The 18,068-nt window shown below is 65.4% G+C and carries 19 protein-coding genes and 1 tRNA gene; 9 read left to right on the forward strand and 11 right to left on the reverse strand.

Going from position 1 to position 18,068, the window contains the following annotated elements; translation table 11 throughout:
- Positions 1-54 precede the first annotated feature (54 nt).
- The 4 genes from RBB31_RS20040 (at position 55) to RBB31_RS20055 (ending at position 4,278) form a co-directional block, all read left to right on the forward strand.
- Positions 55-1,878, forward strand: a complete 1,824-nt coding sequence (locus RBB31_RS20040; RefSeq protein ID WP_306131027.1) for a hypothetical protein — start codon at positions 55-57, stop codon at positions 1,876-1,878.
- Between the two features lie 229 nt (positions 1,879-2,107).
- Positions 2,108-3,280 (forward strand): hypothetical protein, encoded by a 1,173-nt coding sequence (locus RBB31_RS20045; RefSeq protein WP_306131028.1) that lies wholly within the window; start codon positions 2,108-2,110, stop codon positions 3,278-3,280.
- A 228-nt stretch (positions 3,281-3,508) separates the two neighbouring features.
- Entirely contained in the window at positions 3,509-3,916 is a 408-nt protein-coding gene (locus tag RBB31_RS20050) for a hypothetical protein (protein ID WP_306131029.1), read from the forward strand.
- Positions 3,916-4,278, forward strand: a complete 363-nt coding sequence (locus RBB31_RS20055; protein ID WP_306131030.1) for a hypothetical protein — start codon at positions 3,916-3,918, stop codon at positions 4,276-4,278. Before RBB31_RS20050 ends, RBB31_RS20055 begins: the two co-directional genes overlap by 1 nt.
- A 135-nt stretch (positions 4,279-4,413) precedes the next feature.
- Here the strand turns inward: RBB31_RS20055 and RBB31_RS20060 are convergent, their stop codons facing one another.
- From RBB31_RS20060 to RBB31_RS20095, 8 genes are all read right to left on the reverse strand, one after another.
- Complete coding sequence (locus RBB31_RS20060) at positions 4,414-4,608, reverse strand: AlpA family transcriptional regulator (RefSeq protein WP_306131031.1); 195 nt, start codon at positions 4,606-4,608, stop codon at positions 4,414-4,416.
- A 201-nt stretch (positions 4,609-4,809) separates the two neighbouring features.
- Positions 4,810-4,884: transfer RNA gene (locus tag RBB31_RS20065), tRNA-Phe, on the reverse strand.
- 80 nt (positions 4,885-4,964) lie between these two features.
- On the reverse strand, positions 4,965-5,159 hold the full coding sequence (locus RBB31_RS20070; RefSeq protein WP_306131032.1) for a DNA gyrase inhibitor YacG: 195 nt from the start codon (positions 5,157-5,159) through the stop codon (positions 4,965-4,967).
- Positions 5,156-6,178, reverse strand: a complete 1,023-nt coding sequence (locus RBB31_RS20075) for a ribonuclease E/G (RefSeq protein WP_306131033.1) — start codon at positions 6,176-6,178, stop codon at positions 5,156-5,158. Before RBB31_RS20075 ends, RBB31_RS20070 begins: the two co-directional genes overlap by 4 nt.
- A complete protein-coding gene (locus RBB31_RS20080; protein WP_306131034.1) occupies positions 6,175-6,771 on the reverse strand; it encodes a nucleoside triphosphate pyrophosphatase in 597 nt (198 codons plus the stop codon). The genes RBB31_RS20075 and RBB31_RS20080 overlap by 4 nt, the downstream gene beginning before the upstream one ends.
- Positions 6,772-6,856: 85 nt before the next feature.
- Entirely contained in the window at positions 6,857-7,075 is a 219-nt protein-coding gene (gene infA, locus RBB31_RS20085; RefSeq protein WP_005978431.1) for a translation initiation factor IF-1, read from the reverse strand.
- A gap of 81 nt (positions 7,076-7,156) precedes the next feature.
- On the reverse strand, positions 7,157-8,041 hold the full coding sequence (locus tag RBB31_RS20090) for a carbon-nitrogen hydrolase family protein (RefSeq protein WP_306131043.1): 885 nt from the start codon (positions 8,039-8,041) through the stop codon (positions 7,157-7,159).
- Positions 8,042-8,103: 62 nt separating this feature from the next.
- Complete coding sequence (locus RBB31_RS20095; protein WP_306131035.1) at positions 8,104-9,027, reverse strand: LysR family transcriptional regulator; 924 nt, start codon at positions 9,025-9,027, stop codon at positions 8,104-8,106.
- Between the two features lie 101 nt (positions 9,028-9,128).
- On the opposite strand from RBB31_RS20095, the gene metF reads away from it, so the two are divergent.
- From metF to RBB31_RS20110, 3 genes are all read left to right on the forward strand, one after another.
- Positions 9,129-9,995, forward strand: coding sequence for a methylenetetrahydrofolate reductase [NAD(P)H] (gene metF, locus RBB31_RS20100; RefSeq protein ID WP_306131036.1), 867 nt, complete (start codon positions 9,129-9,131; stop codon positions 9,993-9,995).
- Between the two features lie 779 nt (positions 9,996-10,774).
- On the forward strand, positions 10,775-11,272 hold the full coding sequence (locus RBB31_RS20105) for a PaaI family thioesterase (protein ID WP_306131037.1): 498 nt from the start codon (positions 10,775-10,777) through the stop codon (positions 11,270-11,272).
- 139 nt (positions 11,273-11,411) lie between these two features.
- Positions 11,412-12,266 carry an NmrA family NAD(P)-binding protein gene (locus tag RBB31_RS20110; RefSeq protein WP_306131038.1) on the forward strand — a complete coding sequence of 285 codons (855 nt, stop codon included), beginning with the start codon at positions 11,412-11,414 and terminating at the stop codon, positions 12,264-12,266.
- 90 nt (positions 12,267-12,356) lie between these two features.
- Here RBB31_RS20110 and RBB31_RS20115 read toward each other — a convergent pair whose 3' ends face one another.
- From RBB31_RS20115 to RBB31_RS20125, 3 genes are all read right to left on the reverse strand, one after another.
- A complete protein-coding gene (locus tag RBB31_RS20115; protein WP_306131039.1) occupies positions 12,357-13,433 on the reverse strand; it encodes a DUF2235 domain-containing protein in 1,077 nt (358 codons plus the stop codon).
- Positions 13,411-15,705 (reverse strand): xanthine dehydrogenase family protein molybdopterin-binding subunit, encoded by a 2,295-nt coding sequence (locus RBB31_RS20120; protein ID WP_306131044.1) that lies wholly within the window; start codon positions 15,703-15,705, stop codon positions 13,411-13,413. The genes RBB31_RS20115 and RBB31_RS20120 overlap by 23 nt, the downstream gene beginning before the upstream one ends.
- Positions 15,706-15,788: 83 nt before the next feature.
- Positions 15,789-16,919: a type III PLP-dependent enzyme gene (locus RBB31_RS20125; RefSeq protein WP_306131040.1), complete on the reverse strand. Its 1,131-nt coding sequence runs from the start codon at positions 16,917-16,919 to the stop codon at positions 15,789-15,791.
- A gap of 110 nt (positions 16,920-17,029) precedes the next feature.
- On the opposite strand from RBB31_RS20125, the gene RBB31_RS20130 reads away from it, so the two are divergent.
- Both RBB31_RS20130 and RBB31_RS20135 read left to right on the forward strand, forming a co-directional pair.
- A complete protein-coding gene (locus RBB31_RS20130) occupies positions 17,030-17,464 on the forward strand; it encodes an Lrp/AsnC family transcriptional regulator (RefSeq protein ID WP_306131041.1) in 435 nt (144 codons plus the stop codon).
- Positions 17,465-17,829: 365 nt separating this feature from the next.
- Positions 17,830-18,039, forward strand: a complete 210-nt coding sequence (locus RBB31_RS20135; protein WP_306131042.1) for a Flp family type IVb pilin — start codon at positions 17,830-17,832, stop codon at positions 18,037-18,039.
- Positions 18,040-18,068: the final 29 nt, after the last annotated feature.

An 18,068-nucleotide genomic window follows, 5' to 3' on the forward strand; every position in this document is an offset into this window, starting at 1 on the left:
ACGAGAGCCGGCCGCGACAGGCGGTCAGACGAATACCAACATTTAGGACCTACAATGACCGTAGAAAACATCAGAAACATGCAAGATCTCTACGACAATCTCGATGGGCTGGGCTACTCGCCCTCCGTCGTCAATCAGATCCGGCCGCGGGTCCTTGAATGCCCGAAGATCTACAACCGCCCACTCTGCCAAATCGACGCGGATTACGATGCCTTCGTGGAGCGTTGGGGCACCGGGCATGTCGCGGCCCTGGCGTCCGGCTTCAAGTCCCGCCAACACTTCGTCGAGTGGCGCAAGCGCGTGCGCGGCGCGCTCTCCCGAGTCCATGTGAAGCCGGCAAAGGGCGCGGCGATCCTGCCCGAATGGCAAGCGGTCCTTGCTTCCGTCGCAGCGCATAGTGGCCCTAAGAAGCGTCTCGGCCCGCATCAGGAGCATGGTGTGAAGATCCTGGCAGAATGCGCCTCGGCGGCCGGCATGAGGCCACAGGACTTGACGGATGAGGCGATCACCCGGATCGCAACTCCGTTGAAGACAAAGGCGCGCAGAACCTTCAAGCGGGGGATCGACACGATGAACGATCTGTTCGATCACTCCGACATCATTGCGTCGCTCCGTTCCGGCTTTCCCGAGGCACCATTGGCGCAGCCGGATCGCGTCCAGTCGGTGCCGAGCACGCGCCGCCGAGGCGGTTCCAATGCTTCGTCCAAATTCTGGGATCCTTTCGATGCGTTCGTCGCACGCAAGCGCGGCAAAGACCACCTGGGACGCCCCGTGCCCGCCGAGGAGAGCGAATTCAAGCCGCGCACGGCGCAGACCTACGAGAACGCGCTCAACAATGCCACGGGCGTTCTTGAGCGGGCCGGAATTCTCCTGCCAGGAGACGAACTCACGCTGCGAGATCTCTGCAGCCTCGAGACGATCACGCGTGTGGCAGATCTCTGGCAAGTGAGAATGCTGGATGGCGAAGTCGAAAAAGAAGCATCGACGCTCCATCTCACCGTCGAGCGGCTGTCGCATATAGCGGTCTATTCGAAATTCCTCGGCAAGAAAGACCGGAAAAAGCTTCAGAAGCTGCGCGACAGGGTGAGGAAGAAGGCCAAGCGACGGGGGCGCATGTCCGCGCCACGGGAAGCCTGGATCAAGGCTTTTTCGCGCAGCACACCGCAACAGCTGGCCGTACACGGCATGCCGGAGGCGCTCATGCGCGAGGCCCAGAAAATTCTCGATGACTGGGACCGCCTCAAAAAGGCCAAGAAGCACAAGATCCGCATGCGCGCCCTGCATCTCGGCATCGCAGCGGTGCAATCCGCTATCCTGTTCAGAGGATCGGCGGTGCGGGCCTGGAACCTTCGCGGCCTTCCGTTCCGTGGTGAGGATGCGCAACTTTTTCTCGGCCAAGGCGAGGAAGACGTGCGCCTTTCGATCCCGGCCGCGCTGGTCAAGAACGGCGTCGAGATCGAGGCCGACTTCGACGACGACGCCCGGGCAATCATTGACTGGTATCTGCGCGAAATCCGGCCGCGTCTTATCGAAGATCATCCGTATGGTCACAACCTCGCGGACAGTAACTGGCTGTTTCCATCGAAGCGTGCGGATCGCCCGATGGAAGAAACGACCTTTGCCGAGCACTACCGGGTTGGCGTCGATGCTGTTGGGCTCGACATGACCCTGCACCAGGCACGCCACATCACCGTGTACTTTATTCTGGACGAGGATCCGAGCGCTCTCGCGCTCGCGGCAGCGGTTCTTGGCGACGAGGTCAGCACGGTGGAGGCGCATTACGCCTGGATGGATGGCGTGAAAGCCGTCATCGAAGGTCGAAAACTGCTGCAGCAGTCACGCAAGCAAGCACGGAAACACATTCGAGGAGGACACTGAAATGACATTATCCCCTGATCCTGCACGATGGGTGCCTGTAGAGGCATTCGCAAGCCTGCCAGAGGCCGATCGGGCGCGCGTCGCACGCTGGACGGCGCATCTGGCCGCGCGCGGTTCAAAGGTGCCGCATGATGAGGATTTCCGTACATTCGGAAAGCTCTCAACCCTCGAACGCCTACGGCGGGTTCTCAGCGAAGTGGCCCCAAATCAGTGCGGTCCTCTACGTCGTGTGATCAGAGATCTGAGACGCGCGAAGCTGGCGGGGCGCTCGACCGTCACGGGAAATCCAAGGGGGCCGGACCTCCGGCTCGCGATCCCACGAGATGACCTGCGAGCCGACTGGCACGCAACGCTCGACGACATGCGGGATCGCGCGAAGCGGCGCGATGCCGGTCTGCTACTCCTGTCGGGGCCGACACCGCCGGCCTCGAGCATGATCGGTGATATCGAATACGTGCTCCGCGCGGTATCAAAGGCTTGCATCGGGGCTGGCCGGTCCCCCACGCTCGACAAGCAGGCAATCCTGTCCTGGCTCGCTCGAGAGGACGCGCGCGGCCGCCGTGGGACCGGACTTGCCTTGCAGCTTCGCCTGATCGCCGACTTTCTCGCGTATCGCGGAGAGAAGAAGAAACTGATCACCAGGCTCGAAAGTCTCGCCGGAGACTATGCACGGCGAGGAAGGAAACTGCGGAAGCGAAAATTCCAATGGCTGGATCAGCATGGTACGACGATTGGTGAGGTCTGGGACATCGCCGAGGCCCTCCGCGAGGAGAGCCTGCAGGCCCCGGCCGGTACGGCCCGGCGATATCGTCTTGCGCTGCACGCCGCCGTCCTTGCGCTTTCGGTCAACATGCCGCTCCGGATCGGCGATCTGCACCGCCTCCGCATCGGTCACGAGATCTGCCGATCAAACACGGGCTGGTCGGTTCAGACGCGGCTGAGCAAGACGGATTCAGAGTACGACCTGCCTGCGCTCTGGCCGGAAACAACACCGTTTCTCGATGCGCTTCTTACACTGGAGGCTGCCGGTGGTGCCCTGTGGCCGGAATACGATAGACGCCGTGGCACGCCGCTCTTCTCCGAGACCGGCGGTGACACAGCGCTTTCGGCGGACTGGATTTCCGATGTCTTCTACGAGCATGTCGGCACCGGTCAGCACATCATGCGCACGATCTGGCATCAGCTCGCCTATGAGAGCGATCGCGACCTGACCTGGATGTCGCTGGCCCTGTGCGGTCAGACGGGCGCGCGCACGAAGCGCGAATACCGTGAGCGCAACGCGCGTGGTCGCACCGTGCGGGCCGGACGGCAGAGCCTCAAGGCACGCCGGAAGCGGGCTTTGCTCGATGCTTGGCTCGCCGACTGCAAGAGGCGGGATCAGAGCCCGAGCGGAACACACTGAGGCGTGACCCAACCGCCGGGCGCGCGCCCTTGAATGAGGGCGCGCCCGGCGGTTGGGCGATCTGAAAAAAACTTGGCGGGGAGGCCTTGCGCGACGCCAATCGCCAAGCGTGGGTGATCTCCACGATCGGACAGACCAGTCCACACGACAAGAAACGTACCCTTTCGCAGCGGGGATATCTGACGCGGCTCATCCCGAGTTCGCGCATCACAGAGAGTGAGTATCCCGATGAAACACGAAATTAAGATCAATTCCTTGCTGCGGAATATGAAGGTTGCCGATGCGTTCCGACGCTGGCTCTGCGAAGACGGTGATACACTCATCGCCTCGGCCGACCTCCTCGGCGGGTCTACATGGGCCCGTCGAGCACACGCCCTCGTCGACTGCGCCCGGGAAGGGGGCGATCTGCATACGCATCGGCGGACGTTGGCACGATTGGCACGGCTTTTCCGTCTCGAGTTCGTCGACGATTTCTCCGGACCCGAGGCAGCGCGCTTTGCCGATGTACATCCCGACGATCCACGTGCCACGGAAGCCATGATCTCTGCGGACGCGATCTCACGGGGAAAGCGGGCGCTGGAAGCGCTTTGGCTTGCTGGAATTCCGGGCCACGCTCATGGTGAGGAGGTGCAGTGATGAAGAGTGCGAACACTCCCGGTCTCACCACTGCGCGCCTGCAAGCGGAGCTTGCGGCGCGATGGTTGCACCTGATCCGATTTGCCGCTTTCCCGGGCGCGCCGACCTTCTCGCCGAGCATGTGCCACTACCATGCCATGCTCGACCCCGAGGCCGACGACTCTACGCGGCTGGTGGCGTGCCGCGCCATGCTGGCTTCCGTTCGTAGTCGCATCCCGATCGAAGATTTCAAAGGCTTTGCGAAATTCACGGAAGAGCGACCGAAGGACCCGTACGACAAGGCGTGGAAAACGACACGGTTGGGTGCCGAGCTCTGGATGATCGCGCATCTTCTCGAGATCGCGATCAGCGGACTCGAATAGGGTTGCCGATAAGTCGGAGTAACCGGGGCCGCCATCAGGCGGCCCCGGTTACTCTTGTGCTGACATCAGCTGCGCAGAGCCGACGAAATCCTGCAGGAAAGTGTTGCTCAGCTCAGAGAATTATGCGGGAAGTCATCAGTGCTGGTACGTGCCCTCGACAACTTTTAGGACGAGAGAGCGGCGCCAGCGGCTCGAGCCGCCTTGTTTCTGAGCTTTGGGAAATGTTCCCTTTTGGATGTCGCGGTAGATGCTTGCCTTCGAGCGAGCAACGATTTTGCAGACCGCATTGATAGGCAGCAGCACGTCGTGAGGAGTATCGTCGTGTTTCATTGTTCTTCTCCAGTTGGTGAACTGGAGGGTAAATGATGTTCATCCAGTTTCGCCGGAAACGCAGATGTGCAATAAATCGTGCTCCATCCAATCAGTCAAAGGAGAGAAGTCTGTCGTCCCGCTGTCGTCCAGAAGCGCTAACCTCACCGACCATCAGTCATCGAAAAACAAAAATTTCTACATTTTTCAGTGATTTAAAAGTGGTGCCCGGGGGCGGAATCGAACCACCGACACGAGGATTTTCAATCCACTGCTCTACCCCTGAGCTACCCGGGCACGGGTGAACGGCCGCGCCGTTCGGGTTCCGGCTTTCTAGGCGAGGGCCACGCGACTGTCCAGTGGGTTTTTGCCACTTTTCAGTGGGGTTTTCCCGAGCCCGCATCCCGTGCCTCTTCCAGTGCGTCGGCGACTTCCTCGGCATCGTCCAACCGGCTGGAGGGAATGGCATAATCCCCGCGCAGCCACGCGCCAAGGTCGCGGTTGGCGCATCGCTCGGAACAGAAGGGGCGGTATTTCTTCACCGTGTCTTCCCCGCAAATCGGGCAACTCATATCACACCTTTCGGCAGCGGCAGCCTGTCTCGCTTTCGTTGCAACTCATAGTGCCCAAGCGGCGTCCAGCCGACAAGGGCCGTCTCCACCGTGTCGCGGCGGAACGCGGCGCGCAGGGCGGCTTCGAATGTCTTGCGGTCCTTCTTTGGCATCGGCGCCAGGTCCAGCACCACCTGCCCGCCAAGCCCCCGCAACCGCAAGGCCCGCGGCAAGGCCCGCGCGGCGGCCATGTTGGCCTTCACGCTTGCCGCCGGAGAGGTGTCGCCGCCCGCGTTCACATCCACCGCCACCAGCGCCCGTGTCGGCTCGACATAAATGCTGGCGCCGCCCGGCAGATCCTCGCGCGCAGAACGCAACGCCTCTACCGCATCCAGCACCCCGTGGTGCGCGAAGGCCTGCGCGTCCTCGTCCCAGATCTCCGGCTCCGGCCAGTCGCGCCACGCCAGCTCGTGCGGCCCCGGCCCCTCGACCAGCTTCTCGGGCTTGCCGCTCGCATCCGCCATCACCGCGCGGGCCAGCTCCGCCATGCGTGCCACGTCCTCGGCCACGGCGTCCTCGTCCGCGCCCTCGCAGGCCGAGCGCAGGATCAGCCCATTGTCGTCGCCCGCCATCACGTCCTTACCGATCAACATCAGCCGGTCCTGCAGGTCGTCGTCCTTGATCGCCCGCGACACGTTGATCCCCGGCGCGCCGGGCGTCACGATCGCATAGCGGCTCTTGAACAGCACCTTCGCCGTCACCGGGATCGCCTTGCCGGGCTCGGCATAGCCCGTGACCTGCACCAGCACGGTGCCCCCGGCGCTCATCCCCTTGACCTGGCGCAGGAACCCGTTGCCGTCGGGCATGCGCACGAACAGCCCGCCCTGCCCCTTCACCGGACGCTCTATCACGGCGCGATAGATCGTGCCCGGGCGCGGCAGGTCCGTGTCCACCAGCAGGTCGGACAGCACGCCATCCTCCATCAGCGCCGCCGCCTCGAACTCGCCAAGCTGACCCAGCGCCACCACGCGTCCCTTCATGTCTTTCCCTTCCACACAGGGTATCCCGCAGCCAAGAGCAGCCCCGCCGTTTCCTTCAGCGGCAAGCCCACGATGGCCGTGAACGAGCCTTGTATCCACGGAATGAACGCCCCCGCAGGCCCTTGGATGCCATAGCCGCCGGCCTTGCCCCGCCAGTCTCCAGTACCCAGGTAGAACGCGATCTCGTCGTCATCCAGCCGCTTCATCTTTACGTCACTGACCACGTCGCGCTCCCAAATGCGCGCGCCGCGGCGCACCGCCACCGCCGTGATCACCTTGTGCCGCCGCCCCGACATCTTGCGCAGGAACGCGTCGGCCTCGTCTGCATCCTCGGGCTTGCCCAGAATGCGCCGGCCCAGCGCCACGGTCGTGTCGGCGGACAGAACGATATCGTCAGCCCCGGCCTCCACGGCCAAGGCCTTTTCCCGCGCCATCCGCACGCAATATGGGCGCGGAAGTTCTGCCTTTTCGGGGGGCTCGTCGATATCGGGCGGGCGCACGTCATCGGCGACAACGCCGATCTGCGCCAGCAGATCCCGGCGTCGCGGGCTGCCGGACCCCAGGATCAACTTGGGGCTCTGCGCTGTCGTCATGTTGCCCCCAGATGATCGACGGGGTGCGCACGCATTTCACCTAAGGCAAAACGCTTCCGCGCACGGCGCAAACCTGCGGTTCACGTTATTTAAAGCGATAATTGATCCGACCCTTGGTCAGATCGTAAGGTGTCATTTCCACCTGAACCTTGTCGCCTGCCAGAACACGGATGCGGTTCTTGCGCATCTTGCCTGCCGTGTGCGCGATGATCTCATGGCCGTTCTCTAGCTCGACCCGAAATGTCGCATTCGGCAGGAGTTCCTTCACGACACCTGGAAATTCGAGCGTATCTTCCTTGGCCATGGTCTCTCCTTGGTTTCCGCCCTGCCGGTTGCAGGACAGGCGTTTAAATGGCCCCATTCCCCAAGGTTTTCAAGTCAAATATCATTGCAGCCGTTCAACTGTGGGTGCGCCGTCACGACCCGCCTGCTCGGCCCAGTGGGTGCGGTTCAGCACCCCGCCATCCGCCCGCACCTGCGCGATTTTTTCCAGATCGGCCTCTGCATAGGTCCATCCCGGCGCGTCCAGCACGCCCTCGGCCAGCACGCCGGTCGGCGGAAAGCCGACGTCGGGCGGGCCGAATGCGCCGCCCGCGCCGGTGTTGACGTCGCACACCTCGCACCAGTCGGCAGGCCCCACCAGAGACGACATCGCACTCACGCATTGCTGTTCCAGCGCGCGGGCCATTGCGCCGATCCGCACCCGCCAGTACCCGGCCAACGTGTCGGTACAGGACGGCACCAACAACACGTCAACGTCCCGCATCGCACGGCCCAACAGCGGAAATTCACTGTCGTAACAGATCAGTACGCCGATCCGTCCCAGGTCGGTGTCGAACACCTTCAACGGCCCGCCACCCACGCACCCCATTGGCTCGCGCTCCCAGCGCGTCATGATCTGCTTGTCCACCACGCCCTTGTCGCCCCCCGGCGCAAAGAACACCGCCCGGTTCACCGGTCGTGCGCCCAGCGCGTCGTCATAGACGGGCGCCGAGCCACCCAGGATATGCACGCCGTACTGCCCCGCCAGCCTGGAATGCAGTGCGTCGGCCTCGGGCATCCTCTCCGACACCGCCCGCAGCGACGGCTCCAGCTCCGCCGTCACCGCCCGCCCGGCCAGGGGCGCCAGTTCCATCGCCGCATATTCTGGGAACACCAGCAGCTTGGCACCCCGCCCGGCCGCCTCGGCCACCCAGGCCTCGATCTTGTCGGCATAGGCCTGCCAACTGTCCAACTCGTCCAGCGGGTAAGCCGCGGTCGCAATCTTCAACATGGTCGCATCCCGTCAGTGGTTTCGACAGCACCCTAACCGCACGGGGCCTCCGGCACCACTCAGACCGTCTCCGGCGTCACAGGCCGTTGGAGCCGCAGCGGAATCTCCCGCGCCAGCCGGATGAGATGCGCCATATAGGGCTTGTCCGCCTCGTCCTCGCGGATCGCCGCATACAGCCGCTTGGTCAGACCGCCTTTGGTCACGGGCCGCGTGACATATTCCGAACTCGTCCGCTGTTCGCGCAGCACCCAGTCAGGCAGCACCGCCACTCCTCGATTCGATGCCACCAGCAGCAGAATCACCGCCGTCAGCTCGATCTGCCGTACCGCCCGCGGCTCGACCTTGGCAGGGGTCAAGAGCTCGGTGAAGATATCCAGCCGCGAGCGGTCCACCGGGTAGGTGATCAGCGTCTCGTCCCTGAAATCCTCCGCCTCGACGAAATCCTTGCCCGCCAGCACATGCTGGCTGGAGGCCACGAACAGCGGCTCGTAATCGAAAAGCGGCTGAAAGATCACGCCGTCCAGGTCCTCGGGGTCCGACGACACCACCAGATCCACCTCTTCCTTCTGCAACGCCGGTAGCGCGTCGAAGGCCAGGCCCGGCCGGATGTCGATATCCACTTCTGCCCAGGTCTGGCGGAATCGCTCCAGCACCGGGAACAGCCATTCGAAACAGGCATGGCACTCGATTGCGATATGCATCCGTCCGGCGCTTCCCTGCCGAAGACCGCTGAATTCCGCCTCCAGCGCCTCGACCTCGGGCAGCACCTTCTCGGCCACCCGCAGCAGGCGCAGCCCCGCCGCCGAAAGCTTCAGGGGCTTCGAGCGCCGCACGAACAGCTCGACCCCCGCCTGATCCTCCAAGCCCTTGATCTGGTGGGACAAAGCCGACTGCGTGATATGCAACAGGTCCGCCGCACGGGCCAGCCCCCCGGCCTGGTGAATGGCCCGTATCGTGCGCAAATGGCGAAAGTCGATATGCATGTATATTAGCCCACCTCATTCAAACCATGAATTTTATGAAGTTGTCTCACATACGCGCGCCTGCGACAAGGGACTCAACACCCCATTGCAGGATACCCGTCATGAGCACACCGACCGTTTCCTTCGAATTCTTCCCGCCCAAGTCGCTGGAAGCGTCCTTCCGCCTCTGGGACACCGTCCAGACACTGGCGCCACTGGACCCCAGTTTCGTGTCCGTGACCTACGGCGCAGGCGGCACCACCCGCGAGTTGACCCGCGACGCGGTGGCCACGCTGCACAAGTCCAGCGGCCTCAACGTCGCCGCCCACCTCACCTGCGTCGAGGCCACGCGCGAAGAGACGCTGGCCATCGCCCAGGACTTTGCCGATGCCGGCGTGAACGAGATCGTCGCCCTGCGCGGTGACCCGCCCAAGGGCTCGGACGGCTTCACGCCCCACCCCGAAGGTTTCGCCGACAGCTGCGAGCTTATCTCGGCGCTGGCCGACATGAACCGCTTCAAGATCCGCGTCGGCGCCTACCCGGAAGTGCACCCCGAGGCGGCGGATGCCCAGGCCGATATAGACTACCTGAAGCGCAAGATCGACGCCGGCGCGTCCGAGGCGATCACCCAGTTCTTCTTCGACACCGAGGCGTTCTTCCGCTTCCGCGACGCCTGCGCCGCTGCGGGCATCGACGCCCCCATCACCCCCGGCATCCTGCCGATCGAGAACTGGGCCGGCACCAAGCGCTTCGCCAACTCCTGCGGCACGAAGATCCCCGCCTGGCTCGACGAGGCCTTCACCAAGGCCGCCCGAGACGACCGCGAAACCCTGCTGGCAACGGCGCTCGCCACCGAACTGTGCAGCGAACTGATCGACGGCGGGGCCGAGCATCTGCATTTCTACACGCTCAACCGCCCCGAACTGACCCGCGACGTCTGCCACGCGCTCGGCATCGCGCCCAAGGTAGACCTGCGCGACGTCGCCTGACCCACCACCACTCACGATCCCTGTGACATTCCCCTCCCCGGGGTTGTCGCAACCGCCTGGCCCCGCCCTCCCCCGGAAGGCGGGGCTTTTTCCGTGCACACCGCGCAGGTAATGCGGCGCGTGCTTGACCTTTGCTCGAACGTCAGGATTGAGCCCATAATCGCCACAGTCATAAAGCGCCCGCGCGGAACAAGGGCGAAGCCCGCCGCGCACCGCCGGGCCGTCCCGTCACGCCAGAGGCGCGCCGACTATAGTTGGCGCACCTTTGGTGCGACGGCACGGCGATTTAGCAGGTGACGTGCCACGCTCTCGAGGTGGATGTGCTTGGCAGGCATAAAGTGCCCATCACCATCGTCGGTTCGCCGCACCACGGCCCGTCGATGCGCGTCTCATCGCCGTGAGAAAATAACGTCCGCTTCGTCCGCATTTCAGCCGGTTAACAGCCGCGAAGCGGCCCGGCCATCGTCAGCCCCTCCCTTGGGCTGGCGATTTGGCGAGGCTGGGCGCACCGATCGTTCCGAGGAGTGTTTGGCAGGCATAAAGTGCTTCATGACTGCCGTCGGATCGCCACCCCAGGGGCTGACGATCGCCTCCGTCGTGAATGCCAGCAAGGTCCGTACAGCCCACCTTTGCCAGGCCCCGCGACAAGAACCGCAAACCTTCTGCGCATCAAAATGGGGCCCTCCATCACAGCGACGACCTGCAAAAGCGGTGAGGCTTTCATGCCCCGCCGCCGGGGCGGGCTTGCCACCCTCCCCGGCCCGAACTAGCGTGCCGCCATGACCGACACGGCCCGCCCCTTCACCGCCACATCGCTGGACCAGATGCCCGACATTGACGCGCTTTCGTCCCGCTCGGGCCTCGACTTCATGCGCGACATGATCGCCGGCCACCTGACCGCCCCGCCCATCGGCGCCACGCTCGGCTTCACCGCCCTCTCGGCCGATCCCGGCCGCGTCGTGTTCGAAGGCACTCCCGGCTTCGGCGCGCTCAACCCGATGCGCGGCGTGCATGGCGGCTGGTACGGCGCGATCCTCGACTCTTGCATGGCCTGCGCGGTGATGACCCTGCTGGACAAGGGCCAGATCTACACCACGCTCGAATACAAGGTGAACATCACCCGTGCCCTTCCCCTGGGCATGGCGGCGGTGGCCACCGGCACCACCCAGCATGGCGGCCGCCGCACCGCCACCGCTGTGGGCGAGTTGCGCGGCCGCGACGACGGCAAGCTCTACGCCACCGGCAGCACCACCTGCCTGATCATGGACGCCGCCTGAACCGCTCTGCCGGCGGACTTGCGAACGAAACCCCGACCCGACGATACAGCCAAGTGCGATCGTCCAAGGGGTGTTCCTGACAGCTTCTGTCTGCGGCCCGTGTTACGATCCCTGTCAACCGCGGACAGGGACCCCCTTCATGCACATCATTCTCGGCGGAACCGGGCAGGTCGGATCGGCAACCGCGCGCGCCTTGCTGGACAAAGGCGAAACGGTGACCGTCGTGACACGCAACAGGGATAACGGCGCGGAATTGGCCGGGGCGGGGGCGCGGGTCGCCGAGGCCGACATTCGCGATGTCGCTGCCCTGCGCGGTATACTCGCAACCGGCAGGCGGGCGTTTCTGCTCAACCCTCCAGCAGACCCGGCAGGCGACACCGACACGGAGGAACGCAGGAACGTGGATGCGATCCTGTCGGCGCTGCAGGGCTCCGGTTTGGAAAAGGTGGTCGCGGCCTCGACCTACGGTGCGTTCCGGGGCCACCGCTGCGGCGACCTCACGGTGCTCCATGCCTTCGAGACGGCACTGGCGTCACAGCCCATCCCGGCCGCGATCAACCGGGGCGGATATTACATGAGCAACTGGGCCGGAATGGCGGACCAGGTGCGGCAAAGCGGCATTTTGCCCAGCTTCTTTCCGGCGAACTTGCGCCTCCCGATGGTGGCTCCCGGGGATCTGGGCAAAGCCGCAGCGCGGCGTCTCATGTCGAGCACCGAGGACATCGGCATCCAGCATGTCGAAGGGCCGGAGCGTTACACCGCGCACGATGTTGCCGCCGCGTTCGCCAAGGTGCTGGGTCGCAAGGTAAAGGTTGAGGAAATCCCGCCCGCCGCGCTGGAAGAAACCTTCCGAGGCTTCGGGTTCTCCGACACGGCGGCGGCGTCCTACGCCTGCATGACCCGACGCCTGATCGACGGAAAGACGGACACGGATGAAAGGCCGTCGCGCGGCAAGACCCGGTTGGAAGATTACGTGGCTGCCTCGCTCGCCTGAAACCCACCATCGGCTGTGCCCTGCGAAACGACGCGACCGGAAGCGAGGAAGGCCTCCACCTGCGCGGCGCCATCGCATTGACAAGCCGCCCTACATCGCCGCCTGCGCATCCGGAGCGTCCGGCTCTGCGCGCCCCCGCACGCTTTCGTGCAGCCGCTCGGACGGGTCCTGCCCCACCACCCGTGCCTTGCGGAACAGGAATATCTTTCCCCAGCCCCGCCACTTGCCCACCGACGGCGCATCCGGGTCCACAGGATACCGCGAGCGCCAGCCCTCGGGCAGGAGCAGCCCGTGCGATTCCGCGCGCTCCAACATCCACACCAGCGGAATGTTCGACAGGGGCCGCGCCGCGTGAAACCCGTCCAGCTGCCCGCCCACATCGCCATGGGTGCCCCGGAACCAGACCTGCTCCACCCGTCCCTCGCCGGCCCGCGACCCGGACCCGGTTTCCCACATCACCGGCGCATAGACCTGGCGCGTCTCGTCCAGCGCCAGCGCGTGATAGCCGTGGTGGATATGCGGCCCCAGCGCATGGCTGTGAAACGCGTTCTTCGGCGTCAGCAGCCGCCAGATCAGCGGCCCCGTCAGGTCCAGCGCCTTCACCGTGTCCCATACTCCGACCATCTCGATCGGCGAGGCCGCATGACACAGATCGCGCGTGAAATCCGCCGCCGCAACGCTCGCCGCCTCCTCGCGATAGTGGCGATAGGCGATCTTCACCTGCCGCTCGGTCGCGTGTTCCGCCTTCAGCAGCCCGACCCGGTCGATCACCCCCGCCAGCGACCGCACCGCATAGGCCCCGCGCGAGAACCCGAACAGGAAAATCCGGTCGCCGGGCCGATAGCGCGACGCGAGATAGCCATAGGCCCGCCGGATCTGCCGGTTGATCCCCCGCCCCAGCATCACGTCGCCCGTCCGCCGCCAGTCCGGCCACTGCACCCCCGGCTCGTAATACAGCGACATGCCCGCCCCCACCGCCTCGCTCAACAGCTTGAAGGTCAGGCCGGCGTTGCTCTCGTATCCGGCTTCCAGCGAAGACATGGTCCCGTCCAGGATGATCACGTGGGTCACGGCCCCTCTCGGGCCGTGCTTGATCCGCGCCCGCTCGCCACGGGTCAGGCCAACCAGCCGCCGGACGGCCCGGCTAACGCGTTTCGTCCAGCTCATCGCTTCTCAACATCATCCAGACGCGGTGCGGGGTAAAGGGCATGTCGGCCCGGCTTACGCCCCGGTCGTGCAACGCATCGAACACCGCGTTCGCCGTGGCCGCCATCGCCCCCACGGTCCCGGCCTCGCCACAGCCCTTCATGCCCATCACGTTGGTGGTCGACGGCACCGGCTCGGTCTCGAAGGCGATCATCGGCAAATTGTCCGCCCGCGGCATCGCGTAATCCATGAAGCTCGCCGTCAGCAATTGCCCGTCCTCGTTATAGACCACCCGCTCGCACAGCGCCTGGCCGATGCCCTGCGCCACACCGCCATGGATCTGACCCTCGACCAGCATCGGGTTGATGAGGTTTCCGAAATCGTCCACCACCGTGTAACGCGCCACTGTGACCGCGCCGGTCTCGGGATCGACCTCCACCTCGCAGACATGCGCGCCGTTGGGAAAGGACCGCGCCTCCAGCTCCGCGCGCTGCTTGTGGCTCAGCAGATCGTCGCGCCCGTCGGCCCGCGCCCAGGCGGTCGCCTCCAGCAGCGTCGGCGTCTGGTTCGATCCCGGCGCGCGGAAGGTCTCGTTGTCGAACTCCACCGCGTCGGCATCGACGCCCATCTTCTCCGCCAGATAGGGCCGGAACGCGTCAATCATCGCGTCCACCGTCACCAGCGTCACGTTGTTCTGCACCGTGACCGAGCGTGACCCGTCCGTGCCGCCCCCCTGGGCGATCCGGTCGGTATCGCCCTGCACAATCTCGATACGCTCCACCGGCACGCCGGTCTGGTCGCTCAGGAATTGCGCGTAAACGCTCTCATGCCCCTGCCCGTTCGAGATCGTGCCGACGTATAGCCGCACGCCCTCGTCGGTAAACTCGATCTGCACACCCTCCGCCGGGTCGCCCAGTATGCTCTCGATATAGAAACACAAGCCCATGCCCCGCAGCCTGCCCTGCGCCTCACTTGCCGCACGACGCGCCGCAAACCCGGCCTTGTCCGCGTGCCGCGCGACGCTCTCCAGCACCCGCGCGAAATCGCCCACGTCATAGGTCTCGCCAAAGGCCGTGGTATAGGGAAACTGATCGGGCCGGATGAAATTCCGCCGATGCAACTCCCACACATCCACGCCCAATTCCCGCGCCGCATGATCCATCATCCGCTCCAGCGCATAGATCGCCTCTGGCCGCCCGGCGCCGCGATAGGCGTCGACAGGCGTGGTATTGGTGTAAAACCCCTCGACATGCAGGTAAGCGGCGCGAATGTCGTAAACCCCCATCATCACCTTTGCGAAAAGGTTCGTCTGGATGTTCTGCGCCAGCGGGCTGTTATAGGCCCCCAGATTCATCCTGGTATCCACGCGGTAGGCCGTGATCCGCAGATCGTCATCGAACCCCATCACCAGATCATGGCAAAGATCCCGCGCGCCCGTATCCGACAGCATCCCCTCGGTCCGGTCCGCAACCCAGGCCACCGGCGCCTCCAGCGACCGGGCCGCCTGCGCCACCAGCAACGTCTCGGGATAATCCGGCGCCTTGGTGCCGAACCCGCCGCCCACATCCGGGATCGTGACCCTGATATCGGCCTCGTCCATCTTCAGGATGCGTGCCGCATGCACCTTGGTGTTCCACACGTTCTGCCCGCCATAAGCGATATGCAGACGGCCCTCTTCCATCTGCGCCAGCACGCTGCGGGTCTCCATCGGGTTGGAGATCACCCGGTTGTCCTCCAGCGGCATGCGCACCACATGCGCCGACCCGGCCAGCGCGGCCTCGACCGCAGCCGCGTCGCCCATGCCGAAATCGAACGCCCGGTTCTCCGGCGCCGCGTCATGCAGCGTCTGCCCGCCCGGCGCCCGCTCCAGGTGCACCGGCAGGCTGTCATACTCGACCTCGATCAGCTCCGCCGCGTCCCGCGCCGCGTCCAGGCTCTCGGCCACCACCAGCGCGATCGCCTCGCCCACGAACCGCACGCGCCCTTCGGCCAGCAAGGGCCGCTTCGGCGCCGCGCCCATGCTGCCGTCGCGGTTCTCCACCAGCAGCGCCGGCATCCCTTCGGTGATCCCCGCCGCCGCCAGGTCGTCCGCGGTCAGCACCAAGCGCACGCCCTCTGCCTCCCGCGCCGCCTGCACATCCACCGTCATCTCCGCATGCGCCTCCACAGACCGCAGCACGTAGGCCCGCAAACATCCCTCCGGCCACAAATCCGAGGTGTACCGTCCCGCTCCCGTCAGGAACCGCCGGTCCTCGATCCGGCTCACGGGTTGCGCGCGGCCGAATTTCGCCATGCGTTGGTCGGTCATGTCGGACACCTTTGCGCGGGAATTCTTCCGCGACCCTAACGCCCGACGGCGCGGTGTCCACCCCCCGATCAGGCCAGCCGCGCCACCGTCACCGGCCCCTCGGGCCCATAGCCGTTGAACCGTGTCGCCAGCGCCCGCGAATAGGCCCCCATGCCTTCGAACAGCACGTAATCGCCCTCCGCCACGTCCCCCGGCAAGACCAGCGGATCGGGCAGCCGGTCCAGGCTGTCGCAGGTCGGCCCGAACGCCACCCGCGCCACCGGCGCACCCTCACGCGACAGCCCGTCCGGGCTGACAAGCCGTACACGGGTCAGCGCGTCGATATCCCGTGCTTCGGCCAAAGCACCGTATATCCCGTCGTTCAGGAACAGGCTCCCGTCCGGGCGCACCGCTTTCACGCGTGCAGCCAGCGTGAACGCCTCGGCCACCATCGCCCGCCCCGGCTCGCAGACCAGGCGGGGCGCCACCTCGAACACCTCTTGCGTCACCTCCGCCACGTGATCGAAAATCGCCTCGAGGTCCGGCGCCGCGCCCGACCGATGCGCGGCGAAACCGCCGCCCACGTTCAGCCGTTCCAGCGTCACGCCGGCGGCCCGCGCCACCTCCGCGCTGGCGCGCACATACGCGCCCCACGCGCGCGGGTCGGCGCATTGCGTGCCCGGATGAAAACAGAGGCCCGGACGAAACCCCATCTCGGCCACCTTGCGCAACAGTCCCGCCGCCGCGTCAGGCCCGGCCCCGAACTTCGCGCCGAAATCATAGGCCGCGCCCTTGACCGGCAGCGCCAGCCGCACCGTCACCTCCATGTCGCGCGGCAGTCCCGCCAGCTTTTCCAGCTCCGACGCGCAATCCACGGAAGCAGACGCCACGCCCATCCTCGCGGCCGTCTCGACCTCGGACACCGACCGCACCGGATTGTTGTAATGCAGAACCGCTCCCGGCGCCGCCTTGCGCACCGCCCGCATCTCCGCCGGGCTCGCCACGTCGAAGGCGCCCACACCGGCTGCGGCCAGGTTCGCCAGCACCTCCTCGCCCGGGTTGGCCTTGACCGCATAGGTCACCAGCCCGCCGAACCCCTTCAGGAACCGCCGCGCGGTGGCCTGCAACGTTTCGGGGCTGAAATAGAGCATCGGCGCGTCGGGCCGGTGCCGGTGTAGATGCGCCTCGGGGGTATCCCAAGGGGAAGTCTGATGTTGCATGGCTCTGCCTCTCGGGTCGTCTTTTCCTCAGTGTGCCAAGAAACCTGGTGATTTTGTCAGGGCAGATTGCACTAAATGCAGTATCATTTCGGCATAACGCCGGAGGAATCATGCAAACAGACGAACTCGACGAGGCCCTGATCGCACTCCTGCAGGAAAACGCCCGTCTGCCGGTCGCCACCCTCGCCCGCCGGCTGGGCCTGGCGCGCACCACCGTACAGGCCCGGCTCGACAGGCTGGAAACCTCCGGCGTCATCCTGGGCTACACCCTGCGCCTCAACGCCGCGCGCCGCGCCCCCCTGCGCGCCACGGCCCTGGTCCAGATCGAGGCGCGCAGCCAGCCCACCGTGCTCTCGCGCCTGCAATCGCTGCCCGGCGTGCGTCGCGTCCACACCACGTCGGGGCGCTTCGACCTCATCGTCACGCTCGAGGCCGAGACGACCGAGGAACTCGACGACACGCTCGACCGCATCGGCGACGCCAAGGGCGTGCGCGGCTCGGAATCGCTGATCCACCTCGCTACCAAGCTCGACCGCGGCAGCTAGCGCCCCACCCGGCCCGGGCTCGACCCGGGACCCCCTGCCGCGATTCGAATCGACACGAGAACATCGCTCGACACGCCGCGCCGCCGCCTCTTCGGCACGACTGCCGGCGCGCAATACAGCGCGCCGCCGCAACCCCGGCAACCGCCCTTTCCGGCCCACCGTACCGGCCGCCACATTCCCGCCAGATTTCGCCCCGAAACCCGTACGACCTTGGTCGGACGACCGTCAGACGATGGGGTCGTAAAACCGTCCACCGACCGAGGAAGGATTTCGCATTTCCCCGACAGGCGTCAGTGTCAGGGCACACGAGGGTCGTATCGGCCCGCAATCACAAACCTGTTCAAAACCTACAGAAAGAGACGACCATGACCATCGCACGCAAATCCATCAAGACCATCGCCCGCACCTTCGCCCGTGACGAAGACGGCGCCACCGCCATCGAATATGGCCTCTTTGCGGCTCTCGTGGGCGCCGTGATCGTCGGCACCATCGCCACGCTGGGCGGCCAGACCAACACCGGCTTCACCACCATGAGCACCGAGCTCAGCGCCCAGGGCATCGACGCACCGGAGTAAGCCCTGCTCGTCCCGCCGGGGCGGCCCCC

The sequence above is a fragment of the Roseovarius sp. MMSF_3350 genome (assembly GCF_030733425.1).
GTDB lineage: Bacteria > Pseudomonadota > Alphaproteobacteria > Rhodobacterales > Rhodobacteraceae > Roseovarius.

Coding starts and splice junctions, on each gene's coding strand:
- RBB31_RS20040 (WP_306131027.1), top strand. CDS start 55: ATGACCGTAGAAAACATCAGAAACATGCAAGATCTCTACGACAATCTC.
- RBB31_RS20050 (WP_306131029.1), top strand. CDS start 3,509: ATGAAACACGAAATTAAGATCAATTCCTTGCTGCGGAATATGAAGGTT.
- RBB31_RS20055 (WP_306131030.1), top strand. CDS start 3,916: ATGAAGAGTGCGAACACTCCCGGTCTCACCACTGCGCGCCTGCAAGCG.
- RBB31_RS20060 (WP_306131031.1), bottom strand. CDS start 4,608: ATGAAACACGACGATACTCCTCACGACGTGCTGCTGCCTATCAATGCG.
- RBB31_RS20070 (WP_306131032.1), bottom strand. CDS start 5,159: ATGAGTTGCCCGATTTGCGGGGAAGACACGGTGAAGAAATACCGCCCC.
- RBB31_RS20075 (WP_306131033.1), bottom strand. CDS start 6,178: ATGAAGGGACGCGTGGTGGCGCTGGGTCAGCTTGGCGAGTTCGAGGCG.
- RBB31_RS20080 (WP_306131034.1), bottom strand. CDS start 6,771: ATGACGACAGCGCAGAGCCCCAAGTTGATCCTGGGGTCCGGCAGCCCG.
- infA (WP_005978431.1), bottom strand. CDS start 7,075: ATGGCCAAGGAAGATACGCTCGAATTTCCAGGTGTCGTGAAGGAACTC.
- RBB31_RS20095 (WP_306131035.1), bottom strand. CDS start 9,027: ATGCATATCGACTTTCGCCATTTGCGCACGATACGGGCCATTCACCAG.
- metF (WP_306131036.1), top strand. CDS start 9,129: ATGAGCACACCGACCGTTTCCTTCGAATTCTTCCCGCCCAAGTCGCTG.
- RBB31_RS20105 (WP_306131037.1), top strand. CDS start 10,775: ATGACCGACACGGCCCGCCCCTTCACCGCCACATCGCTGGACCAGATG.
- RBB31_RS20110 (WP_306131038.1), top strand. CDS start 11,412: ATGCACATCATTCTCGGCGGAACCGGGCAGGTCGGATCGGCAACCGCG.
- RBB31_RS20115 (WP_306131039.1), bottom strand. CDS start 13,433: ATGAGCTGGACGAAACGCGTTAGCCGGGCCGTCCGGCGGCTGGTTGGC.
- RBB31_RS20120 (WP_306131044.1), bottom strand. CDS start 15,705: ATGGCGAAATTCGGCCGCGCGCAACCCGTGAGCCGGATCGAGGACCGG.
- RBB31_RS20125 (WP_306131040.1), bottom strand. CDS start 16,919: ATGCAACATCAGACTTCCCCTTGGGATACCCCCGAGGCGCATCTACAC.
- RBB31_RS20130 (WP_306131041.1), top strand. CDS start 17,030: ATGCAAACAGACGAACTCGACGAGGCCCTGATCGCACTCCTGCAGGAA.
- RBB31_RS20135 (WP_306131042.1), top strand. CDS start 17,830: ATGACCATCGCACGCAAATCCATCAAGACCATCGCCCGCACCTTCGCC.